Raw genomic sequence first — 23551 nt, 5'->3', positions numbered from 1 at the left:
CATGGAAATGCAGAAACTTTACCTGCTCGTCCCGCTTGCGCCGTTGTTCGGCGCGATGATTGCCGGCCTTTTCTGTCGCGTGATTCCGCGCTGGCTGGCGCATACCGTCACCATCGCCGGGGTGGGCGTCGCTTTCATCCTGTCCCTGATGATCTTCCAGGACGTCCAGGCCGGCCACACCTTCAACGGCCCGGTTTATACCTGGCTGACGACCGGAGATTACAAGTTCGAAGTCGGTTTCCTGATCGACACGCTGACCACCACGATGATGCTGGTCGTCACCTTCGTCTCGCTGATGGTGCATATCTACACCATCGGCTACATGCAGGAAGATCCCGGTTACAACCGCTTCTTCAGCTACATCTCGTTGTTCACCTTCTCCATGCTGATGCTGGTGATGAGCAACAATTTCATGCAGCTCTTCTTCGGCTGGGAAGCGGTCGGTCTGGTTTCCTACCTGCTGATCGGTTTCTGGTACACCCGTCCGACGGCCATCTTTGCCAACATGAAGGCCTTCCTGGTCAATCGCGTCGGCGACTTCGGCTTCATTCTCGGCATCGGTCTGGTCCTGGCCCACTTCGGTTCGCTCGACTACGCTACCGTATTCGCCAAGGCCCCCGAGCTGGCCACCAAGACGATCAACATCTGGGGTTCGGCCGAGTGGTCGCTGCTCAGCGTCACCTGTATCTGCCTGTTCATCGGCGCCATGGGCAAGTCGGCCCAGGTTCCGCTGCATGTCTGGCTGCCCGACTCGATGGAAGGCCCGACCCCGATTTCCGCACTGATCCACGCTGCAACCATGGTGACGGCCGGTATCTTCATGGTGTCGCGCATGTCGCCGCTGTTTGAACTCTCCACCACGGCGCTGTCATTTGTCCTGATCATCGGTGCAATTACCGCGCTGTTCATGGGTTTCCTCGGCATCATCCAGAACGACATCAAGCGCGTTGTCGCCTACTCGACGCTGTCGCAGCTTGGTTACATGACGGTCGCACTTGGTGCTTCCGCCTACTCGGTCGCCATCTTCCATCTGATGACGCACGCTTTCTTCAAGGCCTTGCTGTTCCTTGCTGCTGGCTCCGTGATCATCGGTATGCACCACGATCAGGACATCCGCAACATGGGCGGTCTGCGCAAGTACATGCCGATTACTTGGCTGACTTCGCTTGTTGGTTCGTTGGCCCTGATCGGTACGCCCTTCCTGTCCGGCTTCTATTCGAAGGACTCGATCATCGAAGCGGTTGAACTGTCGCACATCCCGGGTGCCGGCTTCGCGTACTTTGCCGTGCTGGCAGGCGTTTTCGTGACTGCTTTCTACTCTTTCCGGATGTACTTCCTCGTATTCCACGGTGAAGAACGTTTCGGCAAGGCGGATGCCCATCACGGCGATCATCATGCCGCCCATGACGCCGACGCCCATGGCCATGATGCCCATGGCGATCACGACGATGCCCACGATGCCCACGAACATCACGGTCTGGCCCCGGGTCAGAAACCGCACGAAACGCCGTGGGTGGTTACGTTGCCGCTCGTCCTGCTGGCCATTCCGTCGCTTGCCATCGGTTTCTTTGCCATCGAGCCGATGCTCTACGGCGAATACTTCAAGGGCGTGATCTTTGTCGATAACGAAGCGCATCCGGCCATGGAACACCTGGCTGAGCACTTCCACGAGCACTTCCACGACGCATTCGGCATGGCTACGCATGCTTTCACCAGCCTGCCCTTCATCCTGGCTTTCGCCGGCGTCGCCCTCTCCTGGTTCTTCTACATGAAGCGTCCGGATATTCCGGCAGCGATTCAGCGTCGCTTCTCGGCAATCAATACGCTGTTTGAAAACAAGTACTACTTCGACAAGATTAACGAAGTCGTTTTCGCCGGTGGTGCGCGTCTGCTGGGCAAGACCTTCTGGCGTGTTGGCGATGTGGCGATCATCGACGGCATGATCGTCAATGGTTCTGCCCGCCTGGTCGGATTGATTTCGTCGGTAACCCGTCTGTTCCAGACCGGTTATGTCTATCACTATGCTTTCACCATGATCATCGGCGTATTTGTGCTGATGACCCTGTGGATTACCCGCGCCTGATCGTAGAGCCCGCAGAGTACCAAGGAAAAACATGTCGAATTACCTGCTCTCACTTGCCATCTGGATCCCGATTTTCGGCGGCTTTGGCGTGCTTGTCGCCGGCCGTCTGGGCGATGACTCCAAGGCGCGTGCCACTGCGCTGCTGGTCGCTGTTGCCGGCTTTCTGGTTACGATCCCGTTGTGGACCGGTTTTGATGTTGCCAATGGCGGCATGCAGTTCGTCGAACTGCAGACCTGGATTCCCCGCTTCAACATCAATTACCACCTCGGGGTTGACGGCATCTCGATGCTCTTCGTCCTGCTCAATGCCTTCATCACGATCATTGTGGTGGCGGCAGGCTGGGAAGTGATCCAGAACAAGGTTGCCCAGTACAACGCAGCTTTCCTGATCATGTCCGGCTTGATGAACGGCATCTTCACCTCGCTCGACGGCGTGCTGTTCTATGTCTTCTTCGAAGCCTCGCTGATTCCGCTCTACCTGATCATCGGTATCTGGGGTGGCCCGAACCGGGTTTATGCCGCTTTCAAGTTCTTCCTCTACACCCTGTTCGGCTCGCTGCTTCTGCTGATCGCCCTGATGTATCTGTTCATCCAGTCCGGTGGCAGTTTCTCGATTCTCGAATGGCACAAGCTGCCGCTGCAACTCGGTCCGCAGATCTGGATTTTCCTTGCCTTCATGATTTCCTTCGCGGTCAAGGTTCCGATGTGGCCGGTGCATACCTGGTTGCCGGATGCCCACGTCGAAGCGCCGACCGGCGGTTCCATCGTGCTGGCTGCGATTGCGCTGAAGCTTGGTGCGTATGGCTTCCTGCGGTTCTCGCTGCCGATCGCACCGGATGCGTCGCATGAATTGTCCAGCCTGGTTATCGGCCTTTCGCTGATTGCCGTGGTTTATATCGGTTTTGTCGCGCTGGTTCAGTCCGACATGAAGAAGCTGGTTGCCTATTCGTCGATTGCCCACATGGGCTTCGTCACCCTGGGTTTCTTCCTGTTCAGCGCGATCGGTATCGAAGGCGCTCTGGTTCAGATGGTTTCCCACGGTTTCGTGTCGGGCGCCATGTTCTTCTGTATCGGCGTCATGTATGACCGCGTGCATAGCCGGCAAATTGCCGATTACGGCGGTGTGGTCAATACCATGCCCAAGTTCGCTGCCCTGTTCATGCTGTTCTCGATGGCCAACGCCGGTTTGCCGGCTACCTCTGGCTTCATCGGCGAATTCATGATCATTCTGGGTGCCGTCAAACTCAATTTCTGGGTTGCCTTCGCTGCCGCCAGCTCGCTGATCGTCGGCGCTGCCTACACCTTGTGGATGTACAAGCGCGTGGTCTTCGGCGATGTTGCCAACCACCACGTGGCCGAGATGAGCGATATCAACAAGCGCGAGTTTGCCATTCTTGGCGTGCTTGCCCTCTGCACGCTGGGTATGGGCCTCTATCCGCAACCCTTCACGGAAGTCATGCACGCTTCGGTCAACGAGCTGCTGAATCACGTCAACATCAGCAAGATTCACTAAACGGTAGCCGACATGTTCGACAATTTCGTTGTTCCCGATCTCCTGCCTGCCGCTCCGGAAATTTTCCTGGCGGTCATGGCCTTGGCCATTTTGATGATCGACCTGCTGGTCAAGGATAGCCGTCGTACGGTGACCTTCGTGCTGACCCAGCTGACCCTGGTCGGCTGCGCGCTGCTCCAGTTCGGAAGCAGTACCGGCGAGATCGTCTATACCTTCAGCAACATGTTTGTCGACGACCTGATGTCCGACCTGCTGAAGCTCTTCCTGTACATGACGGTCATCGTCGTGATGTTCTACTCGCGTGGTTACATCATCGAACGCCCGACCATGAACAAGGGCGAATACTACGTACTGACGCTGTTCGCCACGCTGGGCATGATGGTGATGATTTCCGCAAATCATTTCCTGACCATCTATCTCGGTCTTGAACTGCTCTCCCTGTCGCTCTATGCGATGGTGGCGATGAATCGCGACTCTGTGACTTCGACCGAAGCTGCGATGAAGTATTTCGTGCTTGGCGCCCTGGCTTCCGGCCTTCTGCTCTATGGCATGTCGATGATTTACGGCGCCACCGGTACGCTCGAAATCACCGGTGTCGGCGAGCGTTTGCTGAGCGGTGGTGTCAACAAGAGCGTCCTCGTCTTTGGCCTGGTGTTCCTGGTTTCCGGCCTGGCCTTCAAGCTTGGCGTGGTGCCCTTCCACATGTGGATTCCCGACGTCTATCATGGCGCCCCGACCTCGGTTACGCTGTTCATCGGTTCCGCCCCGAAGCTGGCTGCCTTCGCCATCGTCATGCGCCTGCTGGTCAACGGCCTGATCACCATGGCTGCCGATTGGCAGATGATGCTGATCATCCTTTCCGTGCTGTCCATGGCAATCGGTAATCTCGCCGCCATTGCCCAGACCAATCTGAAGCGCATGCTGGCCTATTCCGCGATTTCGCACATGGGCTTCATGCTGCTCGGCATCACTACCGGCGTGGTCAGCGGCGATGCGCGCTATGCGCTCAATGCCTACAGTTCTGCCATGTTCTACGTCATCGCCTACGTGATGATGTCGGCCGGCACCTTCGGCATGATCCTGCTGATGTCGCGTGCCGGTTTCGAGGCCGACAATCTCGATGATTTCAAGGGGCTCAACAAGCGCAGCCCGTGGTTCGCCGGTGTCATGCTGATGCTGATGTTCTCGATGGCAGGTGTGCCGTTCTTCGTCGGTTTCTTTGCCAAGTTCTCGGTATTGCAGGCCGTCGTGGCAGCCGGTTACATGTGGCTGGCCATCGTTGCGGTGCTGTTCTCGCTGATCGGTGCCTTCTATTACCTGCGTGTGGTCAAGCTGATGTATTTCGATGCACCCGCCGACGAAACGCCGATTGCAGCCGGTCTGGACATGAAGATCCTGGTTTCGGTCAATGGTCTGGCAGTCGCCGGCTTCGGGATCTTCCCGCAGATGATCATGTCGCTGTGTGCCTATGCACTGCTGCGCTCGCTCTGATTAGCATCCGGATCTGAATTGAACGCCCCGCTTGTCGGGGCGTTTTACTTTGTGGAGTCGTTACATGTCGCATGATAGTCACCTGATTGAATCCGAGATCACGTCGGAAAGCGTCTTCAAGGGCTGCCTACTCAATGTTCGCAAGGACTCTGTGCGCCTGCCCGACGGCAAGGAGTCGGTGCGCGAATACATCGTGCATCCCGGCGCCGTCGTCATCCTGGCCTTCCTGCCCAACGGCAATCTGTTGTTCGAGCGCCAGTTCCGCTATCCGCTGCGTCGGGTTTTCCTCGAGTTGCCGGCTGGCAAGATCGACCCGGGCGAAGCGATCCTCGATACTGCCCGCCGCGAATTGCGCGAGGAAACCGGCTATGAAGCGAGCGACTGGGAATACCTCGGCGTGATGCATCCCTGCATCGGCTACTCAGACGAGCGCATCGAGATTTTCGCGGCGCGCGGCCTGCATCCGGCCGGCGCGCAGGAACTCGATCACAACGAGTTCCTGGAGGTCGTCGAACTCTCTCCTGCGGATGCCAAGCAGGCGGTCTGGGATGGCCGGATCACCGACGCCAAGACCATCACCTCCTTGTTCTGGCTGGACAAGCCCTGAGCAAAAATGGCCTTTTCCAGCGGTCGACCGCTGGAAAAGGCTGAATTCCGGATTCAGGTTTTCCTGCCCAGAAATGCAAAACGCCCCGGTTTTCCGGGGCGTTTTCTTTGTTGCAGCCTGAACTCAGCCGCAGGTTCCGACTGCGCCGCAGGCTGTACAGAAGTCACAGCCATCCTTGCGGATCATCGTGTGGTTGCCGCACTCGCCACAGAGCTTGCCCTGCGTCGGCAGCACCTTGTTGCTGGAACTGTCTTCCGGCGCTTCAAGGATGCCCATCTGCTGGAGCGGGAAGCCCTTGTCATCGAGGATGCCGAGCATCGAGTAGCGATGGATGATCAGGTTGGCGATGTAGGCGACCGTGGACGGATAGGTCTGCTGCTTGCGCGAACCCGGTACGAAGGCCATGAAGTCGCCGAGCGGTTCCGGGTAGTCGAGCAGCTTGCGCAGCTTCATGCCGATCCAGGCCGGGTCGAGCACGCGCATGTCGAGCGACAGCAGCTTGCACAGGCCGTCGAGGGCGCGCGGGTAGTTGCCGGCCAGCCACATCGAGTAGGGGCGGGTGACGCCATCCGGCAGCGTGATTTCCTTGAGGCCGAGCACGAAGTCTTCGCCGCTTGAGGGATTGGTCACGTCGACCGTCCAGGACAGCGTGCCGTCGGTGCCGGTCTTCGGTTCCTTGGCGCTGAACAGGGCATCCTTCACCGGCGTCGGGCCGTCATGCTTGAAGGCGCCGAGCTGTTCGCAACGCCAGCGGATGATCTGGGCCATTGCCGAGACGACCGACGGCACGCGCTTGCGTTCGCCATGCGGCGGCATCGGCAGTTCGAAGGAGTCGCCCGGCGTCTTGGCCAGGGCATCCAGTTTCATTTCCAGCCAGCCGTGATCGTTGGCGCGCATGTCCATCGACAGGGTCTTGGCAACGGCACCCAAGCCACGCGGTTCGGCCGGGCCGTTGGCCCAGACTTCGAACGGCCAGGCACGGCCTTCCGGTTCGACGTGGCCGACGAACAGCGCAAACTTGCCGATCGGCGAGTCAAGCATGTAGGTCCAGCACAGGTTGCCTTCCGGCAGGTTCGGGCGGCCCGGCCAGCGCAGGCTGGAGAGCACCGGTGCCGGCAGGTTCTTGATCGACAGGCGACGGTTGGCGTCGGAGACGAAATCCTGTGGCGACTTGGCATCGGCGGCAGCAGCGGCTTCGGCCTTGCTCGGCTCCGGCGTGACGGAGAGAACGGAACCCAGGATGCTGTTCGGACGATAGGTAGCCAGACCCTTGAGGCCGGATTTCCAGGCGCTCATGTAGAGATCCTGGAAGTCTTCGTAGGGGTAGTCGCCCGGTACGTTGACCGTTTTCGAGATGGCGGTGTCGATATGCGGCGCAACGGCAGCAACCATGTCCTTGTGCGCGGCAGCCGAGATTTCCAGGGCGGTGACGAAGTACTCGGGCAGCTTGCTGACATCGCCGCCAAGGTGCTTGTACAAGCGCCAGGCGTAATCCTCAACCGAGTACTCTTTCAGCGTGCCGTCCGGCATGCGCTTCTTGCGGCTGTAGGTCCAGGAGAAAGGCGGCTCGATACCGTTCGATGCGTTGTCGGCGAAGGCCAGCGAAATGGTGCCGGTCGGGGCGATCGACAGCAGGTGCGAATTGCGCAGGCCGTGCTTGCGGATCTCGGCCTTGACGTCGCCCGGCAGGCGGGACGCGAAGTTGCCACCGGACAGATACAGTTCGGCATTGAACAGCGGGAAGGCGCCGCGTTCCTTGGCCAGTTCGACCGAGTACAGGTAGGCGGAATCGCGCATGTGCTCGGTGATGCGGGTGGCCATGGCACGGGCTTCCGGCTTGTCGTAGCGCAGGCGCAGCATGGCCAGCGCATCGCCCAGGCCAGTGAAGCCGAGACCGACGCGACGCTTGTTGGCGGCTTCCTGCTGCTGGCGCTCAAGCGGCCAGTGCGTGGCATCGAGCACGTTGTCGAGCATGCGGGTCGAGACGCGGCAGACCTCGGCGAATTCGTCGAAATCGAACGCGGCCTGTTCGGAGAACGGGTGACGCACGAACAGGGTCAGATTGATCGAACCCAGGCAGCAGCAGCCATACGGCGGTAGCGGCTGTTCGGCACAGGGGTTGGTTGCCTCGATGACTTCGCAGTAATTGAGGTTGTTGTCCTTGTTCATGCGATCGAGGAACAGGATGCCCGGTTCGGCGTGGTCGTAGGTCGACTTCATGACCTGGTCCCACAGATCGCGGGTGCGTACCTTGCGATAGACCCACAGGCCATCTTCACGCTGGAAGGCGCCGGAGGACTTCATGTCGCCATTCGGTTCGGCGCGATGGGTCAATTCGACGTCGCCATCGCAGTCGACCGCTTCCATGAAGGCATCGGTGACGCCGATCGAGATATTGAAGTTGGTCAGGTCGCCCTTGTCCTTGGCGTGGATGAATTCCTCGATATCCGGATGATCGCAACGCAGCACGCCCATCTGGGCACCACGGCGGGCGCCGGCGGACTCGACGGTTTCGCAGGAGCGGTCGAAGACGCGCATGTACGACACCGGGCCGGAGGCGCGCGACTGGGTGCCCTTGACGCGGGCGCCCTGCGGCCGGATCGAGGAGAAGTCGTAGCCGACGCCGCCACCGCGGCGCATGGTTTCCGCGGCCTGGGCGAGGGCGGTGTAGATGCCCGGCTTGCCGTCGGTGTTTTCGACGATGGAATCGCCGACCGGTTGCACGAAGCAGTTGATCAGGGTTGCCTGCAGATCGGTACCGGCGGCGGAATTGATGCGGCCGGCCGGGATGAAACCGTTTTCCTGGGCCCACAGGAACTTCGACTCCCAGTGCGCGCGATCCTTTTCCGGCTCGATCTGGGCCAGGGCGTAGGCGACGCGACGACGAACGTCGTGAACGTTGGTTTCCTTGCCTTTGGCGTACTTCTCGATCAGGACTTCAGCCGAGATTTCCTGCTCGGCGAGCGGGGCGAATTCGGGTGCGGCTGGAATGTCGGTCAGTGACAGTTGTTCGGCGACTGGGCTCAATTTTTGCTCCTCAGCATTGTGTGCATTGATTGGTTTGTTGATTTTTTGAATGACCAACAATCTACTATATCTAGTAGGTCAATACAATCCGTTGACTAGATACGGGGTTCTGTGCCGGTCATGCAACCCCCTTGTCATGCTGCTGAAAAGCCCGAAAAAACAAAGCCCCGGCGGCTTTCGCGACCGGGGCTTGCGGTGAAAATATTTTTGTTAAAGGGCGAGCAGGGTCTGTGCGTGATGCGCCATCATCCACTCTTCGTTGGTCGGAATGACCAGCACGTCGACACTGCTGGTGCCGGCGGCAATATTCAGATCGTGACGGGCGTTGGCTTCCGGATTGACGCGGATGCCCAGCCACTCCGACAGCAGACAGACGCGGCGACGGACTTCCGCGGCGTGTTCGCCGATGCCGCCGGTGAATACCAGGGCATCGATACCGCCAGCCGCTGCAACCAGCGAGCCAAGCTCGCGGGCAATTCGGTAGCAGAACAGGTTAACCGCTTCCTCGGCTTCCGGCTTGTCGGAAGAGAGCAGGGTGCGCATGTCCTGCGAGATGCCGGAAACGCCAAGCAGACCGGATTCCTTGTAGAGCATCTTGGTCATGTCCTTGACGCTGAGGCCCTTGGTTTCCATCAGGTGCAGGATGACGCCGGGGTCGAGGTTGCCGCAGCGGGTACCCATCACCAGGCCGTCGATGGTCGAAAAGCCGAGCGTCGTGGCGACGCACTTGCGATTGACCATGGCCGCCATGCTGGCGCCGTTGCCGAGGTGGGCGACAACGACGCGGCCGTCGGCCCGCCGCGAATGCTGCGGCAGGGCGCGCGCGATGTACTCGTAGGACAGGCCGTGAAAGCCGTAGCGCCTGACGCCTTCGGCGGTGATCGAGCGGGGCAGGCCGAAGATCTGGGCGACGTCGGGCTGGCTGCGATGGAAGGCGGTGTCGAAGCAGGCGATCTGCGGCACTTCGGGCAGCAAGGCCTGCAGCGCGAGAATGCCGGCAACGTTGTGCGGCTGGTGCAGCGGCGCAAGCGGGAAATAACTGGTCAGCCGGGTGAGCACATGCGGCGTGACGACGATCGGCTTTGAATAGTGCTCGCCGCCATGCACGACGCGGTGGCCGACGGCGACGATTTCCCAGTTCTGGTGGCTGGCGGTAAACCAGTTGAGCAGGGCGTCGAAGGACTGGTCGTGATTGACCTTGCCCAGCGATTCCTCGGCGATCAGCTTGCCGGCGCGGTTCTTGGCAACCAGCTTGGTGTCTTCGGCACCGATGCCGTCAATCTGGCCCGAGACTTCCGCGACCGACAGGATGGGATGGGCAAGCGGGAAGAGTGCGAACTTGATCGACGAAGAGCCGGCGTTGATGGTGAGAATACCCTGTTGCATGTCAGGCGTTTCCTTTGTTGCGGTTGGCGTGGGCAATCAATGCGGCGATGACGCATGAAGCCGTGCGGGTTTCGGCCGAGTCAGCGCGGCTGGTCAGCACTATGGGGACCCGGGTGCCGAGCACGATGCCGGCAGTCAGGGCGTTGGCGAGATATTCGAGCTGCTTGGCAACCATGTTGCCGGATTCGAGATCGGGCACGACGAGGATTTCGGCGTGGCCGGCAACCGCGGACTTGATGCCCTTGGTCTTGGCGGCGACGATGGAAACGGCATTGTCGAAGGCAAGCGGGCCATCCAGGATGCCGCCGCGAATCTGGCCGCGGTCGGCCATCTTGCACAGGGCGGCGGCGTCCAGAGTGGACTGGATTTTCGGGTTGACCGTCTCGACCGCCGACAGGATGGCGACCTTTGGTTCCGGGATGCCGATGATGTGCGCCAGTTCGATGGCGTTCTGGATGATGTCGACCTTTTCTTCCAGGGTCGGCGCGATATTGATTGCCGCATCGGTGATCAGCAGCGGCCGGTGGTAGGTCGGCACGTCCATGACGAAAACGTGGCTGATCCGGCGCGAGGTGCGCAAGCCGTTGGCTCGGGAAACCACCTCGCCCATCAGTTCGTCGGTGTGCAGACTGCCCTTCATCAGGGCTTCGGCATCGCCGGTACGGACCAGCGAGACGGCGATGGCCGCCGAGTCGTGGCTGTGCGCCGCGTTGACGATGCGGATGCCGTGCAGGTCGATGCCGAATTCTTCGGCAACCGAGCGAATCTTTGACTCGGGGCCGACCAGGATGGGTTCGATGATGCCGGCCTGGAAGGCAATGACCGGACCTTTCAGTGATTCCCGGTCACAGGGGTGAGCGACCGCGGTCGGGATCGGTTCCAGGCCCTTGACCCGGGACAGCAGCTGGGTATAGCGCTCGTATTTGTCGTCGATGCGGATTTCCGGCATATGCACGGCCTGCATGTGCGTGACCTTTTCCGCCGGGGCCAGCACTTCGGCCGTGCCGCGCACGACTTGCAGGCCTTCCTGATTGGTGCACACGCAGTCGAAAATGACATGCCGGTTGTGATCGAACTTCTGTTTGGCGGTGACAGTGATCGTGATCGTGTCGCCGATCGTCACCGGGCGTGCGAAATGCAGTGCCTGATCGACCAGAATGGTGCCCGGACCGGGAAACTGGGTGCCGAGTACGGTCGAGATCAGCGAGCCGCTCCACATGCCGTGGGCAATCACCTCGCGGAACATGCCGCTTTCGGAATATTGCGGATCGACGATGCTCGGGTTGATGTCGCCGGTCAGAATGGCAAAAAGCTTGACGTCTTCCGGACGCAGGGTGCGGGTCAGGCTGGATGCATCGCCAATGCGGATTTCATCGTAGGTGCGATTGACGAGATAACGTTGTTCGTGGCTCTCATGCATGCTCTTGTTTCCCAAAAAAAGCGGTTTTCCGAATGTCTGCCGGCAGCGCTCCAGTATAGGGTGTTGCAGTGCAGCAAACAATTGCGCCGGTGAGTTTTGTCATGGGCTGCCTGACGCGATTCCTGATTGGTTGCCGGCTATCCGCTCAGGCAGCGCGTGGCGCCGTACGGCGATCGTGGGCCAGGGTTTTGGGCGGCGCCTCGATCAGCAATTCCGGGTGCAATTGCGAGAGCTGGTCGATTACCCACTGGTTCGCCTCATAGGTGAATTCGCGGGCGGCCAGCGGGGCGCCGGAAAAGGCTTCGACAAAAAGGGCAACCGCCGCCGAGCGGCTGACGCCGTATTCGCAGTGCACCATCATCGAGATCTCGAATGGCGCGCTATGCAATTCGCCGACGAAGTTGCTGATGCGGCGCGCGATCGGATAGTCGAACATGCCGGGAATGGGAGCGGGCAGGTATTCATCGGCCGGGACGGCATCGTAGAACGACAGGCGCAATACGTGCTGGAACATCGGGTCGAGTTTTGCATCCGGCGTGCCGGGATCGGTGATCGAGATCACTGCCATGTACGGATTGCCGGCGAGCGACTCGGCGAGCTCGCGCGAAGCGTAACAAACGTGATTGATGGTCATGTGCGGATGCCGGCGGGAAAATGGGCTGAAATTGAAGGTCGACCGTTGCGCGTCATTCCATGAAGACCGGGTCGGAAAAGACCAGCGTGCCGTCCTTGCGCATCATCAGGTTGTCGGACTTGATGAGGTCGGGCAGGGCGCCATATTCACTCGAGAAGTCTTCCAGTGCCTTGAGTGAGTCGCGGACCGTTTCGGTCCAGCCCATCGGCGTGACGACAAGGTGATGCAGGGCAATGCGGCCCATGTCCTGGGCCAGGTTGCGCCACATCACGCAGGCATCGAAATAGGAGGTCGAGATCTTGGTTGCCACTTCAGCGGCATCGCCGCCACCGGGCAGCGGGTAGAGTTTTTCGACTTCGACGATATGGAAGGGAAAGCCGCGGCTGGAGCGCCCGGCCGTGCCGTGGTCGGCATAGACAACGGGAAAGTGCCGGCCGGTCGGGCGGTCTTCCGCCGTGTAATAGGCATAGTCGGTCGGTGAGGAAAGAATCTTGAAGACGCGTTCCTGGCCATCGACGATGTCGCCGTCTACGACAATGGTGTTTTCGCCGCGTCCGATCTCCTTGCGGCCATTCAGCAACGGGTGATCAGGTACCGGATCGGGGATGATCAGGTCGCAGTTGGTTTCCATAGGCGGCTCCACCAGGTTGTCCCAGACACCGGAAGCATACCGCAAGACGCAGACGGGCTGCGCCTTGCGCTAACTTGTGCCGAGCTGGCTCAGGCGACGATGTGGGCGCCGGCGTCGACGAAGATCGTCTGGCCGGTCATGCCCGACGAGCCCGAGGTGCACAGGAAGGCCGTCAGTGCGCCGACTTCGTCGATGGTGACGGTGCGGCCGAGCGGTGCCTTGTCGGCATCGGATTCGAGCAGCTTGTCGAAGTGGGCAATGCCGGAGGCGGCACGGGTCATGATCGGGCCGGGCGACACGGCGAAAACGCGAATGCCTTTGGGGCCGAGATCGTAGGCCATGTAGCGGACAGCCGATTCAAGCGCCGCCTTGATGATGCCCATGACGCCATAGTTGCGGACGACGCGTTCGGCACCGAGGTAGGACATGGTGATCAGCGAACCGCCATGTGCCATCAGCGGCTCGACCGCCTTGGCCATGCGCAGGAAGCTGTGGCAGGAAATGTTCATCGCCGAGTCGAAACCGGCTTCGGTGGTGTCGATGACGCGGCCATGCAGGTCGTCGCCATTGCAGAAGGCCATCGAGTGAATGGCAAAGTCGATCTCGCCGAATTCGTCGCCACACTGCTTGATGGCGGCTTCAAGGCTGCCTTCCTCGGTCACGTCGAGCTTCAGGAACAGCTTGGCACCAATGGCTTCCGCCAGCGGCTGGGTGTATTTGGCAGTCTTGTCATTCTGGTAGGTCAGGGCAATTTCGCCGCCCAGAGCACGGATCGCCTTGGCGACGGCAAAGGCGATCGACTTGTCATTGGCGACACCGGTAATCAGGCCTTTTTTGCCGGCGAGCGGCAAGAGGGCAGTAGCGGTCGAATTTTGTTCGGAGATCGTGGTCATGCTGTTCTACCTTTCCTGGACGGGCTTTGTTTGTTGTGCATTGCAGCACCAAAAACTGCTCTTTGCCGAATCGTTAAGCCGGAGCGAATGCGGCGGTGCAGCATTATTGTGGCACAAAAATGGCCTTTGGTTGATTAAGGGATTATTTCGCAAATTCAACCGGATACGTTTCCGAAACAATTGTTGATCCAGCGCAATATTCGTCGCAGTGAAGCTTATTATTGTTACGCGATTCTTACCGTCCAGGAATTGCAGCCATGTCTGAAGTTTCGGAATTTTCCCGTCTCGTTGAACCTGTTTTACTGCGGCATCAGCGGCGACCCGATCGCCTGCTCCAAATACTGCGCGACGTGCAGGATGTGCTCGACTATCTGTCGGACGACACACTTGTCCTGCTCGCCGAGGAACTCAAGATTTCCTATGCGCAGGTGCGTAGCACGCGCGATTTCTATGCCTTTCTCTATAGCGAGAACCGCGGTCGCTACCGGATCCTGTTTTCCGACAACATTACCGATCGCATGCTCGGCAACCAGGCGCTGTTCGAACAGATGCTGGCCAATTTCGGTCTGGCCGCCGGTCAGGTTTCCGCCGATGGCCTGGTCAGTGTCGATCTGACCTCCTGTACGGGCATGTGCGATCAGGGGCCGGCCATCCTGGTCAATGAGCTGGCCATTACCCGGATGACGCCACAGCGCGTCGATGAGATCTGTGTCCTGGTCAGGAACGAAGTACCGCTTGCCGACTGGCCGCCCGAGTTTTTTGTCGTCGAGGACAATATTCACCGTGCCGACATGCTGCTCGGTACGCCGCATGAGCCGGGGCACGCGATCCGTGCCGCGATTACCCGTGGTCGCGATGGCATGCTGGCTGAAATGCGTGCCGCCAATCTGCGCGGCCGCGGCGGCGCCGGCTTCACGACGGCGATCAAATGGGAGGCCTGCCGCCAGGCGCCGGGCGAACAGCGCTACATCGTCTGCAATGCCGATGAAGGCGAGCCGGGCACCTTCAAGGATCGCGTGCTGCTGCAGTCGTACGCGGGACGGGTTTTCGAGGGGATGATCATTGCCGGCTACACGGTCGGCGCCCGGTTGGGCCTGCTCTACCTGCGCGCCGAATACCGTTACCTGCGGCCGCAGCTCGAAGCCTTCCTCGCCGAAATGCGGGCGCAGAACCTGTTGGGCAAGGACATTGCCGGTGACAAGGGTTTCGATTTCGATATCGAGATCCATCTTGGAGCCGGTGCCTACATCTGCGGCGAGGAGTCGGCACTGATCGAGTCGCTCGAAGGCAAGGCCGGCAAGCCGCGGGTCCGCCCGCCTTTCCCGGTGACTTGCGGCTACATGAACCAGCCGACCGTGGTCAATAACGTCGAAACCCTGTGCAAGGCGACCGAAATTGCCATTCATGGCGGTGCCTGGTACGAGGCGATCGGCACCAAGCAATCGACCGGTACCAAGATCATTTCAGTGGCGGGCGATTGCGAGCGGCCCGGCCTTTATGAATACGCCTTCGGTGTGCGCATTGCGCAGATCCTCGAAGATTGCGGCGCCAGCGAGGCAATGGCGGTGCAGGTCAGCGGCGCTTCCGGCGTTTGCCTGTCCGAGCGCGAGTTCGGCCGGCGGATTGCCTTCGAGGATGTACCGACTGCCGGTTCCTTCATGATTTTCGACACGCAGCGTGACCTCTTTGAAGTGGCGCGCAATTTTGCCCATTTCTTCCGCCATGAGTCCTGCGGCTTCTGCACGCCCTGCCGGACCGGCACGGCTCTGCTCAGCGATCTCATGGACAAGATTGCCGACGGGCGTGGCACCCAGTACGAAATGAACGAACTGCTGCGTGTGCAGGCGGTGATGAAGGCGAGCAGCCATTGTGGTCTCGGCCAGACGGCCGGCAATGCGGTGGCCGATACCGTGCAGAAATTCCGGCCGGCCTATGAGCGCCGGCTGGCACAGACCGACTTCATGCCAGCCTTCGATCTCGATGCCGCGCTGGCCAAGGGGCGGGCGATTACCGGACGGGACGATGCCCTTGCCCACCTCGATCAGGGAGCTTAAGCATGAGCGATTACAACAGCGGATTCGACAGCGCCAACATGTTCTCGATCGACGGTCGGCGCATTCCCTTCAAACCCGGCCAGACCATCCTGCAGGCGGCACTCGAGGCCGGGGTCTATATCCCGCACCTGTGTCATCACCCCGATCTCAAGCCGCACGGCAGCTGCAAGTTGTGTACGGTGACGGTCAACGGCCGCAACGGCTCGGCCTGCACGGCCAAGGCCTTGCCCGGTCTGGAAGTCGAGAATGACACGCCGGCCCTCAACGACCGGCGCCGCGTGCTCCTGCAGATGCTCTTTGTCGAGGGCGATCATTTCTGCCCGGGCTGCGAGAAGAGCGGCAACTGCCAGTTGCAGGCGCTGGCCTACGATCTCGAAATGGTTGCACCGCACTTCCGGCACTTTTTCCCGAAGCGCACGGTCGATGCCTCGCATCCGGACATCTGGCTCGATCTCAACCGCTGCATCATGTGCGAACTCTGTGTGCGTGCCAGCCGCGACATCGACGGCAAGAACGTTTTCATGCTCGCCGGGCGCGGAGCCGACTCGCAGGTCGTCGTCAATTCGCCGACCGGCCTGCTCAAGGACAGCGCCCTGACCGCCGATGACGCGGCGGCGCAGATCTGCCCGGTCGGTGCCATTCTGCACAAGCGCATCGGCTACAGCGTGCCGATCGGCCAGCGCCAGTTCGACGACGCGACCATCGGCCACCAGGTCGAATACCTGGCCCGCCGTCACATCCCGATCAAGCCGGTGGCGGTCGACGCCCCGAAAATGCCGGAAAAGGAGGGTGTCTGATATGAATGCCCCGCATCAATTGCCGCGCAAGCTGCGGGTGGCGACGACCTCGCTGTCCGGCTGCTTCGGCTGCCACATGTCCCTGCTCGACATCGACGAGCGCCTGCTGGAACTGGCGCATCTGGTCGAGTTCGACCGCTCGCCGATCACCGACATCAAACATTGCGGGCCGTGCGACATCGGCCTGGTCGAAGGCGGCGTCTGCAATGCCGAGAATGTCCACGTGCTGCGCGAGTTGCGCGCGAACTGCAAGGTGCTGGTCGCCCTCGGTGCCTGCGCCGTCAATGGCGGCCTGCCGGCGCAGCGCAACAACGTCGATGTCAACAAGTGCCTGACCCAGGTCTATCGCAACGCCGACGGCGTGGTGCAGGTGCCGAACGATCCGGAACTGCCGCTGCTGCTCGACAAGGTCTACCCGATCAATGAAATCGTCCGTGTCGATTACTTCCTGCCCGGTTGTCCGCCCTCCGGCGACACCATCTGGAAGTTCCTGACCGACCTGCTGACCGGGCGCACGCCCCGGATCGAGCACCCGCTGCTCAAATTTGACTGAAATCGGAGTCCCCATGTTTGCTCTGGAAACCGCTGCCCATCCCGAAAACCTGCGCCGGATAGCGATCGACCCGGTAACGCGGGTTGAAGGTCACGGCAAAGTGACGCTGCTGCTCGACGAAAACAACAAGGTGCATCAGGTGCGCCTGCACATCGTCGAGTTCCGCGGCTTTGAAACCTTCATCGAAGGCCGTCCGTACTGGGAAGTGCCGGTCACCGTGCAGCGCCTGTGCGGCATCTGCCCGGTCAGCCACCAGCTCGCCGCAGTCAAGGCGATGGACCAGATCGCCGGCTACGGTCCACTCACGCCGACGGCCGAAAAGCTGCGCCGCCTGATGCATTACGGCCAGATGGTGCAGTCGCACGCCGTGCATTTCTTCCATCTCGCCTCGCCCGACATCTTGCTCGGCTTCGACAGCGACTTCACCCGGCGCAACATCGTCGGCGTCGCCCTCGATCATCCGGAAATCGCCAAGCAGGGCGTGCTGCTGCGCAAATATGGCCAGGAAGTGATCCGTCACGTCGCCGGCAAGCGCGTGCATGGCACCGGCGCCATCCCCGGCGGCATGAACAAGGCGCTGAGCCTGGCCGAACGCGACGAAATGGCCAAGGACATCGAGCAGATGATCGCCTGGTCGCTCGGCGCCGTGCATATGGTCAAGCAGTTGCACGAGACCAATCCCGGCTTCTACAACGTCTTCGGCGAGTTCCGTTCGAACATGATGGGCCTGGTCCGGCCCGATGGCGCGCTCGATTTCTACCATGGCGCGCTGCGTGCGGTCGACGCCGATGGCGGCACCATTTTCGACCAGGTCGATTACGCCACCTACCAGCAGGTGCTGGAGGAAGAGATCAAGCCGTGGAGCTACATGAAGTTCCCGCACATCAAGAGCCTGGGGGCAGAAAACGGCTGGTACAAGGTCGGCCCGCTCGGCCGGGTGCAGGCCGCCAGCTTCCTGTCCACGCCGCTCGCCGAGGCTGAACGCCAGGCGATGATGGCGCTCGGCGGCGGCAAGCCGGTGCATGGCACCCTGATGTATCACTGGGCGCGCCTGATCGAAGTCGTGCATGCCGCCGAAATGATTCGCGACCTGCTCAACGATCCCGAGATTCTCGGTCTCGACCTGATGGCCGACAAGGGACCGCGCCGGCACGAAGCGGTCGGCGTCATCGAGGCGCCGCGCGGCACGCTGTTCCACCATTACCGCGTCGATGACGACGATCTGGTCACCTACTGCAACCTGATCGTGTCCACGACCAACAACAACCAGGCGATGAACGAGGCGGTCCGCACCGTTGCGCGCCAGTATCTCGACGGGCGGGTGATCACCGAAGGCCTGCTCAATCACATCGAGTGCGCCATCCGTGCTTACGATCCCTGTCTGTCCTGCGCGACGCATGCGCTGGGCAAGATGCCGATGACCGTCGAGCTGGTCGATCCGGCCGGGCAGGTGATCAGCTCGCTGAGCAAGGGATGAGTCTCGCCGCTGTCCCACCGGTCGTCGTCATCGCCATCGGCAATCCCAGCCGCGGCGATGATGCGATCGGGCCACTGCTTTACGGTCGACTGAGTGAATGGCTCGAAAATCAAGGTCTGGCCGGCGAGTTCGATCTTTATGAAGACTTCCAGCTGCAGATTGAGCACGCGCTCGATCTGAAAGGCCGGCGCCTGGCTCTGTTCATCGATGCCGGCGACAACACGCCGGGGCCCTACATCTTCAGTCCGGTTGCGGCCGCCGAAGGCATCATGCACACCTCGCATGCCCTGCCGCCGGAATCGGTGTTGCAGGTCTATCGCCAGGTCGAAGGCGGCGAGCCGCCGCCGTCTTTCGTGCTGTGCGTGCGTGGCGAGCAGTTCGCACTCGGCGCCGAGCCGGGCACCGCAGCGCTGGCGCATGTCGAGGCGGCTTTTGCCTTGCTCTGCGAACTGTGCCGGGAGCCGCAAGTGTCCGCCTGGTCGGCGCGGGCGGAAACAGGCGGCAACATGGCGGCGGTTTCTGCCAGAATGGCAGCGTCGACCGCCAGCCCATCACCCGCCCCTTGATCACCACGCTCCGCCGGACCTGTCTTCTTCTCGTTTCTTTGTTGCTTGCCGCCTGTGCCGGTTATGCCGGGCGCGGCTTGCAGCCGGGCGTTGCGACCATCGATGATGTGGTCGCCAGCATGGGGCCGCCGGCGCTGCGCTGGCAGGATGCCGATGGCAGCCGGCAACTCGCTTTTCCGCGCGGGCCGGCCGGCGTGCATACCTTCATGGCGTTTTTCGCGCCGGACGGGCGTCTGATCCGCATCGAGAACGTCCTCGACATGCCGCATTTCGCGCGCATCCAGCCCGGCAAGCATGACCAGCAGGACATCCTGCGCCTGCTCGGCCCCTCCAACCCGGGATGGACGGCTTATTTCGAGGCGCGCGACGAACTGGTCTGGGAATGGCTGTTCTGCGACGACTGGAACCGGTTGGCCCGCTTTGACGTCCTGTTCGATGGCCGTACCGGCATCGTCCGCACCACCTACCAGCGCCCGGAACTGCAGGGGCGGAGCAATATTTCGCCTTACTGCAGTCGCTGATCGCGACTGGTTCCGGGACGGTTTTTTCGGCGAAAAGCCTTCTCCCTGCGAGGTCACGCGCCTATAATCGGAACAACTAATGACCGTCTGGTCAGTAACCGATCGGGTGCCACATGAACCGTTCTCGTCTTGGCAAAATTCTGGTTTTTGCCCTTCTCGCAGTGTTGACCGCTGCCGCCGCCTTCTACCTCTATCAACAGCGCCCGACTGGCTTGCCGCCCGGTCTGGCGAGTGGCAACGGCCGTCTGGAAGCGATCGAGGTTGATGTCGCCACCAAGATTGCCGGCCGGCTGAGCCTTCTGACGCCGCGCGAGGGCGACATGGTCGAGGCGGGTAGCGTCGTCGGGCGCATTGATGCGGCCGACCTGCAGGCCCAGTTGCGTGCCGCCGAAGCGCAGGCATTGCAGGCCAGGCAGGCGGTCAATGAAACTCAGGCCGGGGTGGAAAAGTCGGCCAGCGATGCGAAGCTCGCCGGCAAGACCCTGCAACGCTCGCAGGAGCTGGTGGCACGCGGCTTTCTGTCCGGCGCCACGCTGGACAAGGATGTGACCGGCGTGCAGGGCGCGCGGGCCGGTCTTTCCCAGGCCAGAAGCCGGGTTGCCGAAGCCGATGCGGCCGTCGCTGCGGCGGTGGCCAAAGCCGAGAGCCTCAAGGTCAATGTCGACGATACGGCGCTCAAGGCGCCGATCAGCGGCCGCGTCCTCTACCGTCTGGCCGAGCCGGGCGAAGTGCTGGCCGCGGGCGGCAAGGCGCTGACCCTGCTCGACCTGACCGACATGTACATGACCATCTATCTGCCGACCGCGAAAGCCGGGCAGGTGGCCTTGAACAGCGAAGCGCGCATCCTGCTCGATGCGCTGCCCGGCCAGCCGATACCGGCGACGGTCAGTTTTGTTGCGCCGAAGGCCCAATTCACGCCGCGCGAAGTCGAAACCAGCAGCGAACGCGAAAAGCTGATGTTCCGCATCAAGCTCAAGGCCGATCCGGCCTGGCTGGCGACGCATCGCGACCTGGCCAAGGCCGGCATGCCGGGCATCGGCTATGTGCGGATCGATGCCAGCCAGCCCTGGCCGGCCGAACTGCCGGGTAGCGGAAAGTAGGCTGCGATGAATGCGGCCGTCACGCCGCCCGCCGCCGGCTCTGCCGTCGTTCGCCTGAGCGCGGTCAGCCAGCGCTATGCCAGCGCGGTCGCCCTCGATAACGTCGATGTTGCGTTGCCGGCCGGTTGCATGGTCGGCCTGATCGGGCCGGACGGCGTCGGCAAGTCCTCGCTGCTCGCCCTGGTTTCCGGCGCCCGCCAGATCCAGGCGGGCAAGGTCGAGGTGCTGGGCGGCGACATCGGCGAGCGGCGTTTCCGCGCTTCGGTGCAGCCGCGCATCGCCTACATGCCGCAGGGCCTGGGCAAGAATCTCTACCCGACGCTGTCGGTCTTCGAGAATGTCGATTTCTTCGGTCGACTGTTCGGCCAGGGCAAAAAAGAACGCGCCACGCGCATTGCCGAACTACTCGAAAGCACCGGCCTGACGCCATTTCGTGAACGCCCGGCGGCCAAGCTGTCGGGCGGCATGAAGCAGAAGCTCGGCCTGTGTTGCGCGCTGATCCACGATCCCGACCTGCTCATCCTCGACGAGCCGACGACCGGCGTCGATCCCTTGTCGCGGCGCCAGTTCTGGGAGCTGATCGATTCCATCCGGGCGCGCCGGCCGGGCATGAGCGTGCTGGTCGCCACCGCCTACATGGAAGAAGCCCAGCGTTTCGACTGGCTGGTGGCGATGGATGCCGGCCGCGTGATCGGCGCCGGCACGCCGGCCGAACTGCTGGCGCAGACCGGGCAGACGACGCTCGATGGCGCCTTCATCCAGTTGCTGCCGGAAGCGCGCCGGCAGACCCACCACGAACTGGTCATCCCGCCGCGGCCGGCCGACGACGGCAGTTTTGCCATCGAGGCGGACGGGCTGTCGCAGCGTTTTGGCGATTTTACGGCGGTCGACCGGGTCAGCTTCAAGATCGCGCCGGGCGAGATTTTCGGCTTCCTCGGTTCGAACGGCTGCGGCAAGACGACGACCATGAAGATGTTGACCGGTCTGCTGCCGCCGACCGAGGGCGAGGCGAAACTGTTCGGACGCACGGTCGATGCGCGTGACCTGGAAACGCGCAAGCAGGTCGGCTACATGTCGCAGGGTTTTTCGCTCTACGGCGAGTTGACCGTGCGCGCCAATCTCGACCTGCACGCCCGTCTCTTCCATCTGCCCGACGCCCGGCGCGCCCCGCGCATTGCCGAGCTGATGCAGCGTTTCGGGCTGGATATCTACGCCGACCAGGCCGCTGCCGAACTGCCGCTCGGCATCCGCCAGCGCCTGTCGCTCGCCGTCGCCGTGGTGCATGAACCGAAGCTGCTGATCCTCGACGAGCCGACCTCCGGCGTCGATCCGATCGCGCGCGACGAGTTCTGGGAGCTGCTGGTCGAACTGTCCCGGCAACAGGGCGTCACCATCTTCATTTCGACGCATTTCATGAATGAGGCGGCGCGTTGCGACCGTATCTCGCTGATGCATGCCGGCAAGGTGCTGGCCAGCGACACGCCGGCGGCGCTGTGCGAGCAGCGCGGCAAGGCGACGCTGGAAGAGGCCTTCATCAGTTACCTGGAAGAAGCGAGCGCAGCGGTCAACCCGGAAAAACAGGCAAAAACGGCGGTCGACCGTCCGGCTCCGGCCGCCATCGCCAGCGCGCCAGCCAACGAGCCCGCGCCGCGTTCGGCCGCCGCAACGAGCTTCTTCAGCCTGCGCCGTCTGCTCGGCTATGCCTACCGCGAAGCGCTGGAGCTGCGCCGCGACCCGATCCGCCTGGCGTTCGCGCTGCTCGGCTCGGTCCTGCTGATGAGCGTGCTCGGCTTTGGCATCTCGCTCGACGTCGAGGGTCTGCGCTTCGCCGTGCTCGACCGCGACCAGTCGCCGGAGAGCCGCGCCTATATCCAGAACATTGCCGGCTCGCGCTATTTCATCGAGCAGCCGGCCATCCTCGACGATGCCGAACTCGATAGCCGCATGAAAAACGGTGAACTGGCGCTGGCGGTCGATATTCCCGTTCATTTCGGGCGCGACCTGCGACGCAGCCACTGGCCGGAAGTCGGCGTCTGGATCGACGGCGCCATGCCGTATCGCGGCGAAACGGTGCGCGGTTACGTGCAGGGCCTGCACCTCGATTACGTGCAGCAGGTCATCCGCGAGAAAACCGGCGTCAGCAGCGGCTATCCGGCCAATATCGTGGCGCGCTACCGCTACAACCAGGATTTCAAGAGCATCTTCGCGATGGTGCCGGCGGTGATCCCGATCCTGCTGATCTTCATCCCGGCCATCCTGATGGCGCTCGGCGTCGTGCGCGAGAAGGAACTCGGCTCGATCACCAATCTCTATGTGACGCCGGTGACGCGCCTCGAATTCCTGCTCGGCAAGCAGTTGCCCTACATCGTCGTCGCGCTGATCAGCTTCGTGCTGCTGATCATCCAGTCGCAGCTGATGTTCCATGTGCCGATCAAGGGCAGTCTGCTTGCCCTTGCCTGCGGCGCCTTCCTTTACGTCATCACGACCACCGGCTTCGGCCTGCTCATCTCGACCTTCACCAGCACGCAGATTGCCGCGCTGTTCGGCACCGCGATCCTGACCATCCTGCCCACCGTCAGCTTTTCCGGGCTGACCACGCCGGTGGCGGCGCTGCAGGGCGCCAGCTACTGGATCGGCCAGTTCTTCCCGGCCAGCTACTTCCTGATCATCAGTCGCGGTACCTTCACCAAGGCGCTCGGCTTTGCCGACCTGGTGCCGCAATTCATCGGCCTGGCCTGTTTCATTCCGGCGCTGACGCTGCTTTCGGTGGCGCTGCTCAGAAAGCAGGAGAAATAGCC

Annotated in this window: 19 protein-coding genes; 13 read left to right on the top strand and 6 right to left on the bottom strand. The window is 61.6% G+C overall.

Features of this window, described 5'->3' with window-relative positions; all coding sequences use genetic code 11:
* Position 1: 1 nt before the first annotated feature.
* From nuoL to KI612_RS15505, 4 genes are all read left to right on the top strand, one after another.
* On the top strand, positions 2-2083 hold the full coding sequence (gene nuoL, locus KI612_RS15520; RefSeq protein WP_226440972.1) for an NADH-quinone oxidoreductase subunit L: 2082 nt from the start codon (positions 2-4) through the stop codon (positions 2081-2083).
* A gap of 31 nt (positions 2084-2114) precedes the next feature.
* Positions 2115-3596 carry an NADH-quinone oxidoreductase subunit M gene (locus KI612_RS15515; protein ID WP_226440971.1) on the top strand — a complete coding sequence of 494 codons (1482 nt, stop codon included), beginning with the start codon at positions 2115-2117 and terminating at the stop codon, positions 3594-3596.
* A gap of 12 nt (positions 3597-3608) precedes the next feature.
* Positions 3609-5087: an NADH-quinone oxidoreductase subunit NuoN gene (nuoN, locus tag KI612_RS15510; protein ID WP_226440970.1), complete on the top strand. Its 1479-nt coding sequence runs from the start codon at positions 3609-3611 to the stop codon at positions 5085-5087.
* A gap of 64 nt (positions 5088-5151) precedes the next feature.
* On the top strand, positions 5152-5694 hold the full coding sequence (locus KI612_RS15505; protein ID WP_226440969.1) for an NUDIX domain-containing protein: 543 nt from the start codon (positions 5152-5154) through the stop codon (positions 5692-5694).
* Positions 5695-5817: 123 nt separating this feature from the next.
* Here the strand turns inward: KI612_RS15505 and KI612_RS15500 are convergent, their stop codons facing one another.
* The 6 genes from KI612_RS15500 to fabI form a co-directional block, all read right to left on the bottom strand.
* Positions 5818-8700: an adenosylcobalamin-dependent ribonucleoside-diphosphate reductase gene (locus KI612_RS15500; protein WP_404818104.1), complete on the bottom strand. Its 2883-nt coding sequence runs from the start codon at positions 8698-8700 to the stop codon at positions 5818-5820.
* Positions 8701-8931: 231 nt separating this feature from the next.
* Positions 8932-10107, bottom strand: coding sequence for an acetate/propionate family kinase (locus KI612_RS15495; protein WP_226440967.1), 1176 nt, complete (start codon positions 10105-10107; stop codon positions 8932-8934).
* A gap of 1 nt (position 10108) precedes the next feature.
* Positions 10109-11527 (bottom strand): bifunctional enoyl-CoA hydratase/phosphate acetyltransferase, encoded by a 1419-nt coding sequence (locus KI612_RS15490; RefSeq protein ID WP_226440966.1) that lies wholly within the window; start codon positions 11525-11527, stop codon positions 10109-10111.
* A gap of 145 nt (positions 11528-11672) precedes the next feature.
* Positions 11673-12161: a hypothetical protein gene (locus KI612_RS15485; RefSeq protein WP_226440965.1), complete on the bottom strand. Its 489-nt coding sequence runs from the start codon at positions 12159-12161 to the stop codon at positions 11673-11675.
* 52 nt (positions 12162-12213) lie between these two features.
* Entirely contained in the window at positions 12214-12792 is a 579-nt protein-coding gene (locus tag KI612_RS15480; RefSeq protein WP_226440964.1) for a hypothetical protein, read from the bottom strand.
* An 89-nt stretch (positions 12793-12881) separates the two neighbouring features.
* Entirely contained in the window at positions 12882-13685 is an 804-nt protein-coding gene (fabI, locus tag KI612_RS15475) for an enoyl-ACP reductase FabI (protein WP_226440963.1), read from the bottom strand.
* On the opposite strand from fabI, the gene KI612_RS15470 reads away from it, so the two are divergent.
* The 9 genes from KI612_RS15470 (at position 13684) to rbbA (ending at position 23549) form a co-directional block, all read left to right on the top strand.
* Positions 13684-13872 (top strand): hypothetical protein, encoded by a 189-nt coding sequence (locus KI612_RS15470; protein ID WP_226440962.1) that lies wholly within the window; start codon positions 13684-13686, stop codon positions 13870-13872. The genes fabI and KI612_RS15470 overlap by 2 nt on opposite strands.
* A gap of 70 nt (positions 13873-13942) precedes the next feature.
* The gene (locus KI612_RS15465) at positions 13943-15739 is read left to right on the top strand and encodes an NADH-ubiquinone oxidoreductase-F iron-sulfur binding region domain-containing protein (protein WP_226440961.1); all 1797 of its coding nucleotides are present in this window, start codon (positions 13943-13945) and stop codon (positions 15737-15739) included.
* Positions 15740-15741: 2 nt separating this feature from the next.
* On the top strand, positions 15742-16536 hold the full coding sequence (locus KI612_RS15460) for a 2Fe-2S iron-sulfur cluster-binding protein (protein ID WP_226440960.1): 795 nt from the start codon (positions 15742-15744) through the stop codon (positions 16534-16536).
* A 1-nt stretch (position 16537) separates the two neighbouring features.
* Positions 16538-17089, top strand: a complete 552-nt coding sequence (locus KI612_RS15455) for an NADH-quinone oxidoreductase subunit B family protein (protein WP_226440959.1) — start codon at positions 16538-16540, stop codon at positions 17087-17089.
* Between the two features lie 13 nt (positions 17090-17102).
* The gene (locus tag KI612_RS15450; protein ID WP_226440958.1) at positions 17103-18566 is read left to right on the top strand and encodes a Ni/Fe hydrogenase subunit alpha; all 1464 of its coding nucleotides are present in this window, start codon (positions 17103-17105) and stop codon (positions 18564-18566) included.
* Positions 18563-19132: a hydrogenase maturation protease gene (locus tag KI612_RS15445; protein ID WP_226440957.1), complete on the top strand. Its 570-nt coding sequence runs from the start codon at positions 18563-18565 to the stop codon at positions 19130-19132. Before KI612_RS15450 ends, KI612_RS15445 begins: the two co-directional genes overlap by 4 nt.
* Entirely contained in the window at positions 19129-19653 is a 525-nt protein-coding gene (locus KI612_RS15440; protein WP_226440956.1) for a hypothetical protein, read from the top strand. Before KI612_RS15445 ends, KI612_RS15440 begins: the two co-directional genes overlap by 4 nt.
* Positions 19654-19766: 113 nt before the next feature.
* Complete coding sequence (locus tag KI612_RS15435; RefSeq protein ID WP_226440955.1) at positions 19767-20753, top strand: HlyD family secretion protein; 987 nt, start codon at positions 19767-19769, stop codon at positions 20751-20753.
* Positions 20754-20759: 6 nt separating this feature from the next.
* Positions 20760-23549 (top strand): ribosome-associated ATPase/putative transporter RbbA, encoded by a 2790-nt coding sequence (gene rbbA, locus KI612_RS15430; protein WP_226440954.1) that lies wholly within the window; start codon positions 20760-20762, stop codon positions 23547-23549.
* The last annotated feature ends 2 nt before the right edge of the window (positions 23550-23551 follow it).

Source organism: Quatrionicoccus australiensis (assembly GCF_020510525.1).
GTDB lineage: Bacteria > Pseudomonadota > Gammaproteobacteria > Burkholderiales > Rhodocyclaceae > Azonexus > Azonexus australiensis_B.
Note: the sequence above shows the minus strand (reverse complement) of the source record. Positions and strands in the feature narration are given on the sequence as shown.

What these genes read in the sequence shown, in the direction of transcription:
- nuoL (WP_226440972.1), top strand. Translation starts at nt 2, where the DNA reads ATGGAAATGCAGAAACTTTACCTGCTCGTCCCGCTTGCGCCGTTGTTC.
- KI612_RS15515 (WP_226440971.1), top strand. Translation starts at nt 2,115, where the DNA reads ATGTCGAATTACCTGCTCTCACTTGCCATCTGGATCCCGATTTTCGGC.
- nuoN (WP_226440970.1), top strand. Translation starts at nt 3,609, where the DNA reads ATGTTCGACAATTTCGTTGTTCCCGATCTCCTGCCTGCCGCTCCGGAA.
- KI612_RS15505 (WP_226440969.1), top strand. Translation starts at nt 5,152, where the DNA reads ATGTCGCATGATAGTCACCTGATTGAATCCGAGATCACGTCGGAAAGC.
- KI612_RS15495 (WP_226440967.1), bottom strand. Translation starts at nt 10,107, where the DNA reads ATGCAACAGGGTATTCTCACCATCAACGCCGGCTCTTCGTCGATCAAG.
- KI612_RS15490 (WP_226440966.1), bottom strand. Translation starts at nt 11,527, where the DNA reads ATGCATGAGAGCCACGAACAACGTTATCTCGTCAATCGCACCTACGAT.
- KI612_RS15485 (WP_226440965.1), bottom strand. Translation starts at nt 12,161, where the DNA reads ATGACCATCAATCACGTTTGTTACGCTTCGCGCGAGCTCGCCGAGTCG.
- KI612_RS15480 (WP_226440964.1), bottom strand. Translation starts at nt 12,792, where the DNA reads ATGGAAACCAACTGCGACCTGATCATCCCCGATCCGGTACCTGATCAC.
- KI612_RS15470 (WP_226440962.1), top strand. Translation starts at nt 13,684, where the DNA reads ATGCTGTTCTACCTTTCCTGGACGGGCTTTGTTTGTTGTGCATTGCAG.
- fabI (WP_226440963.1), bottom strand. Translation starts at nt 13,685, where the DNA reads ATGACCACGATCTCCGAACAAAATTCGACCGCTACTGCCCTCTTGCCG.
- KI612_RS15465 (WP_226440961.1), top strand. Translation starts at nt 13,943, where the DNA reads ATGTCTGAAGTTTCGGAATTTTCCCGTCTCGTTGAACCTGTTTTACTG.
- KI612_RS15460 (WP_226440960.1), top strand. Translation starts at nt 15,742, where the DNA reads ATGAGCGATTACAACAGCGGATTCGACAGCGCCAACATGTTCTCGATC.
- KI612_RS15455 (WP_226440959.1), top strand. Translation starts at nt 16,538, where the DNA reads ATGAATGCCCCGCATCAATTGCCGCGCAAGCTGCGGGTGGCGACGACC.
- KI612_RS15450 (WP_226440958.1), top strand. Translation starts at nt 17,103, where the DNA reads ATGTTTGCTCTGGAAACCGCTGCCCATCCCGAAAACCTGCGCCGGATA.
- KI612_RS15445 (WP_226440957.1), top strand. Translation starts at nt 18,563, where the DNA reads ATGAGTCTCGCCGCTGTCCCACCGGTCGTCGTCATCGCCATCGGCAAT.
- KI612_RS15435 (WP_226440955.1), top strand. Translation starts at nt 19,767, where the DNA reads ATGAACCGTTCTCGTCTTGGCAAAATTCTGGTTTTTGCCCTTCTCGCA.
- rbbA (WP_226440954.1), top strand. Translation starts at nt 20,760, where the DNA reads ATGAATGCGGCCGTCACGCCGCCCGCCGCCGGCTCTGCCGTCGTTCGC.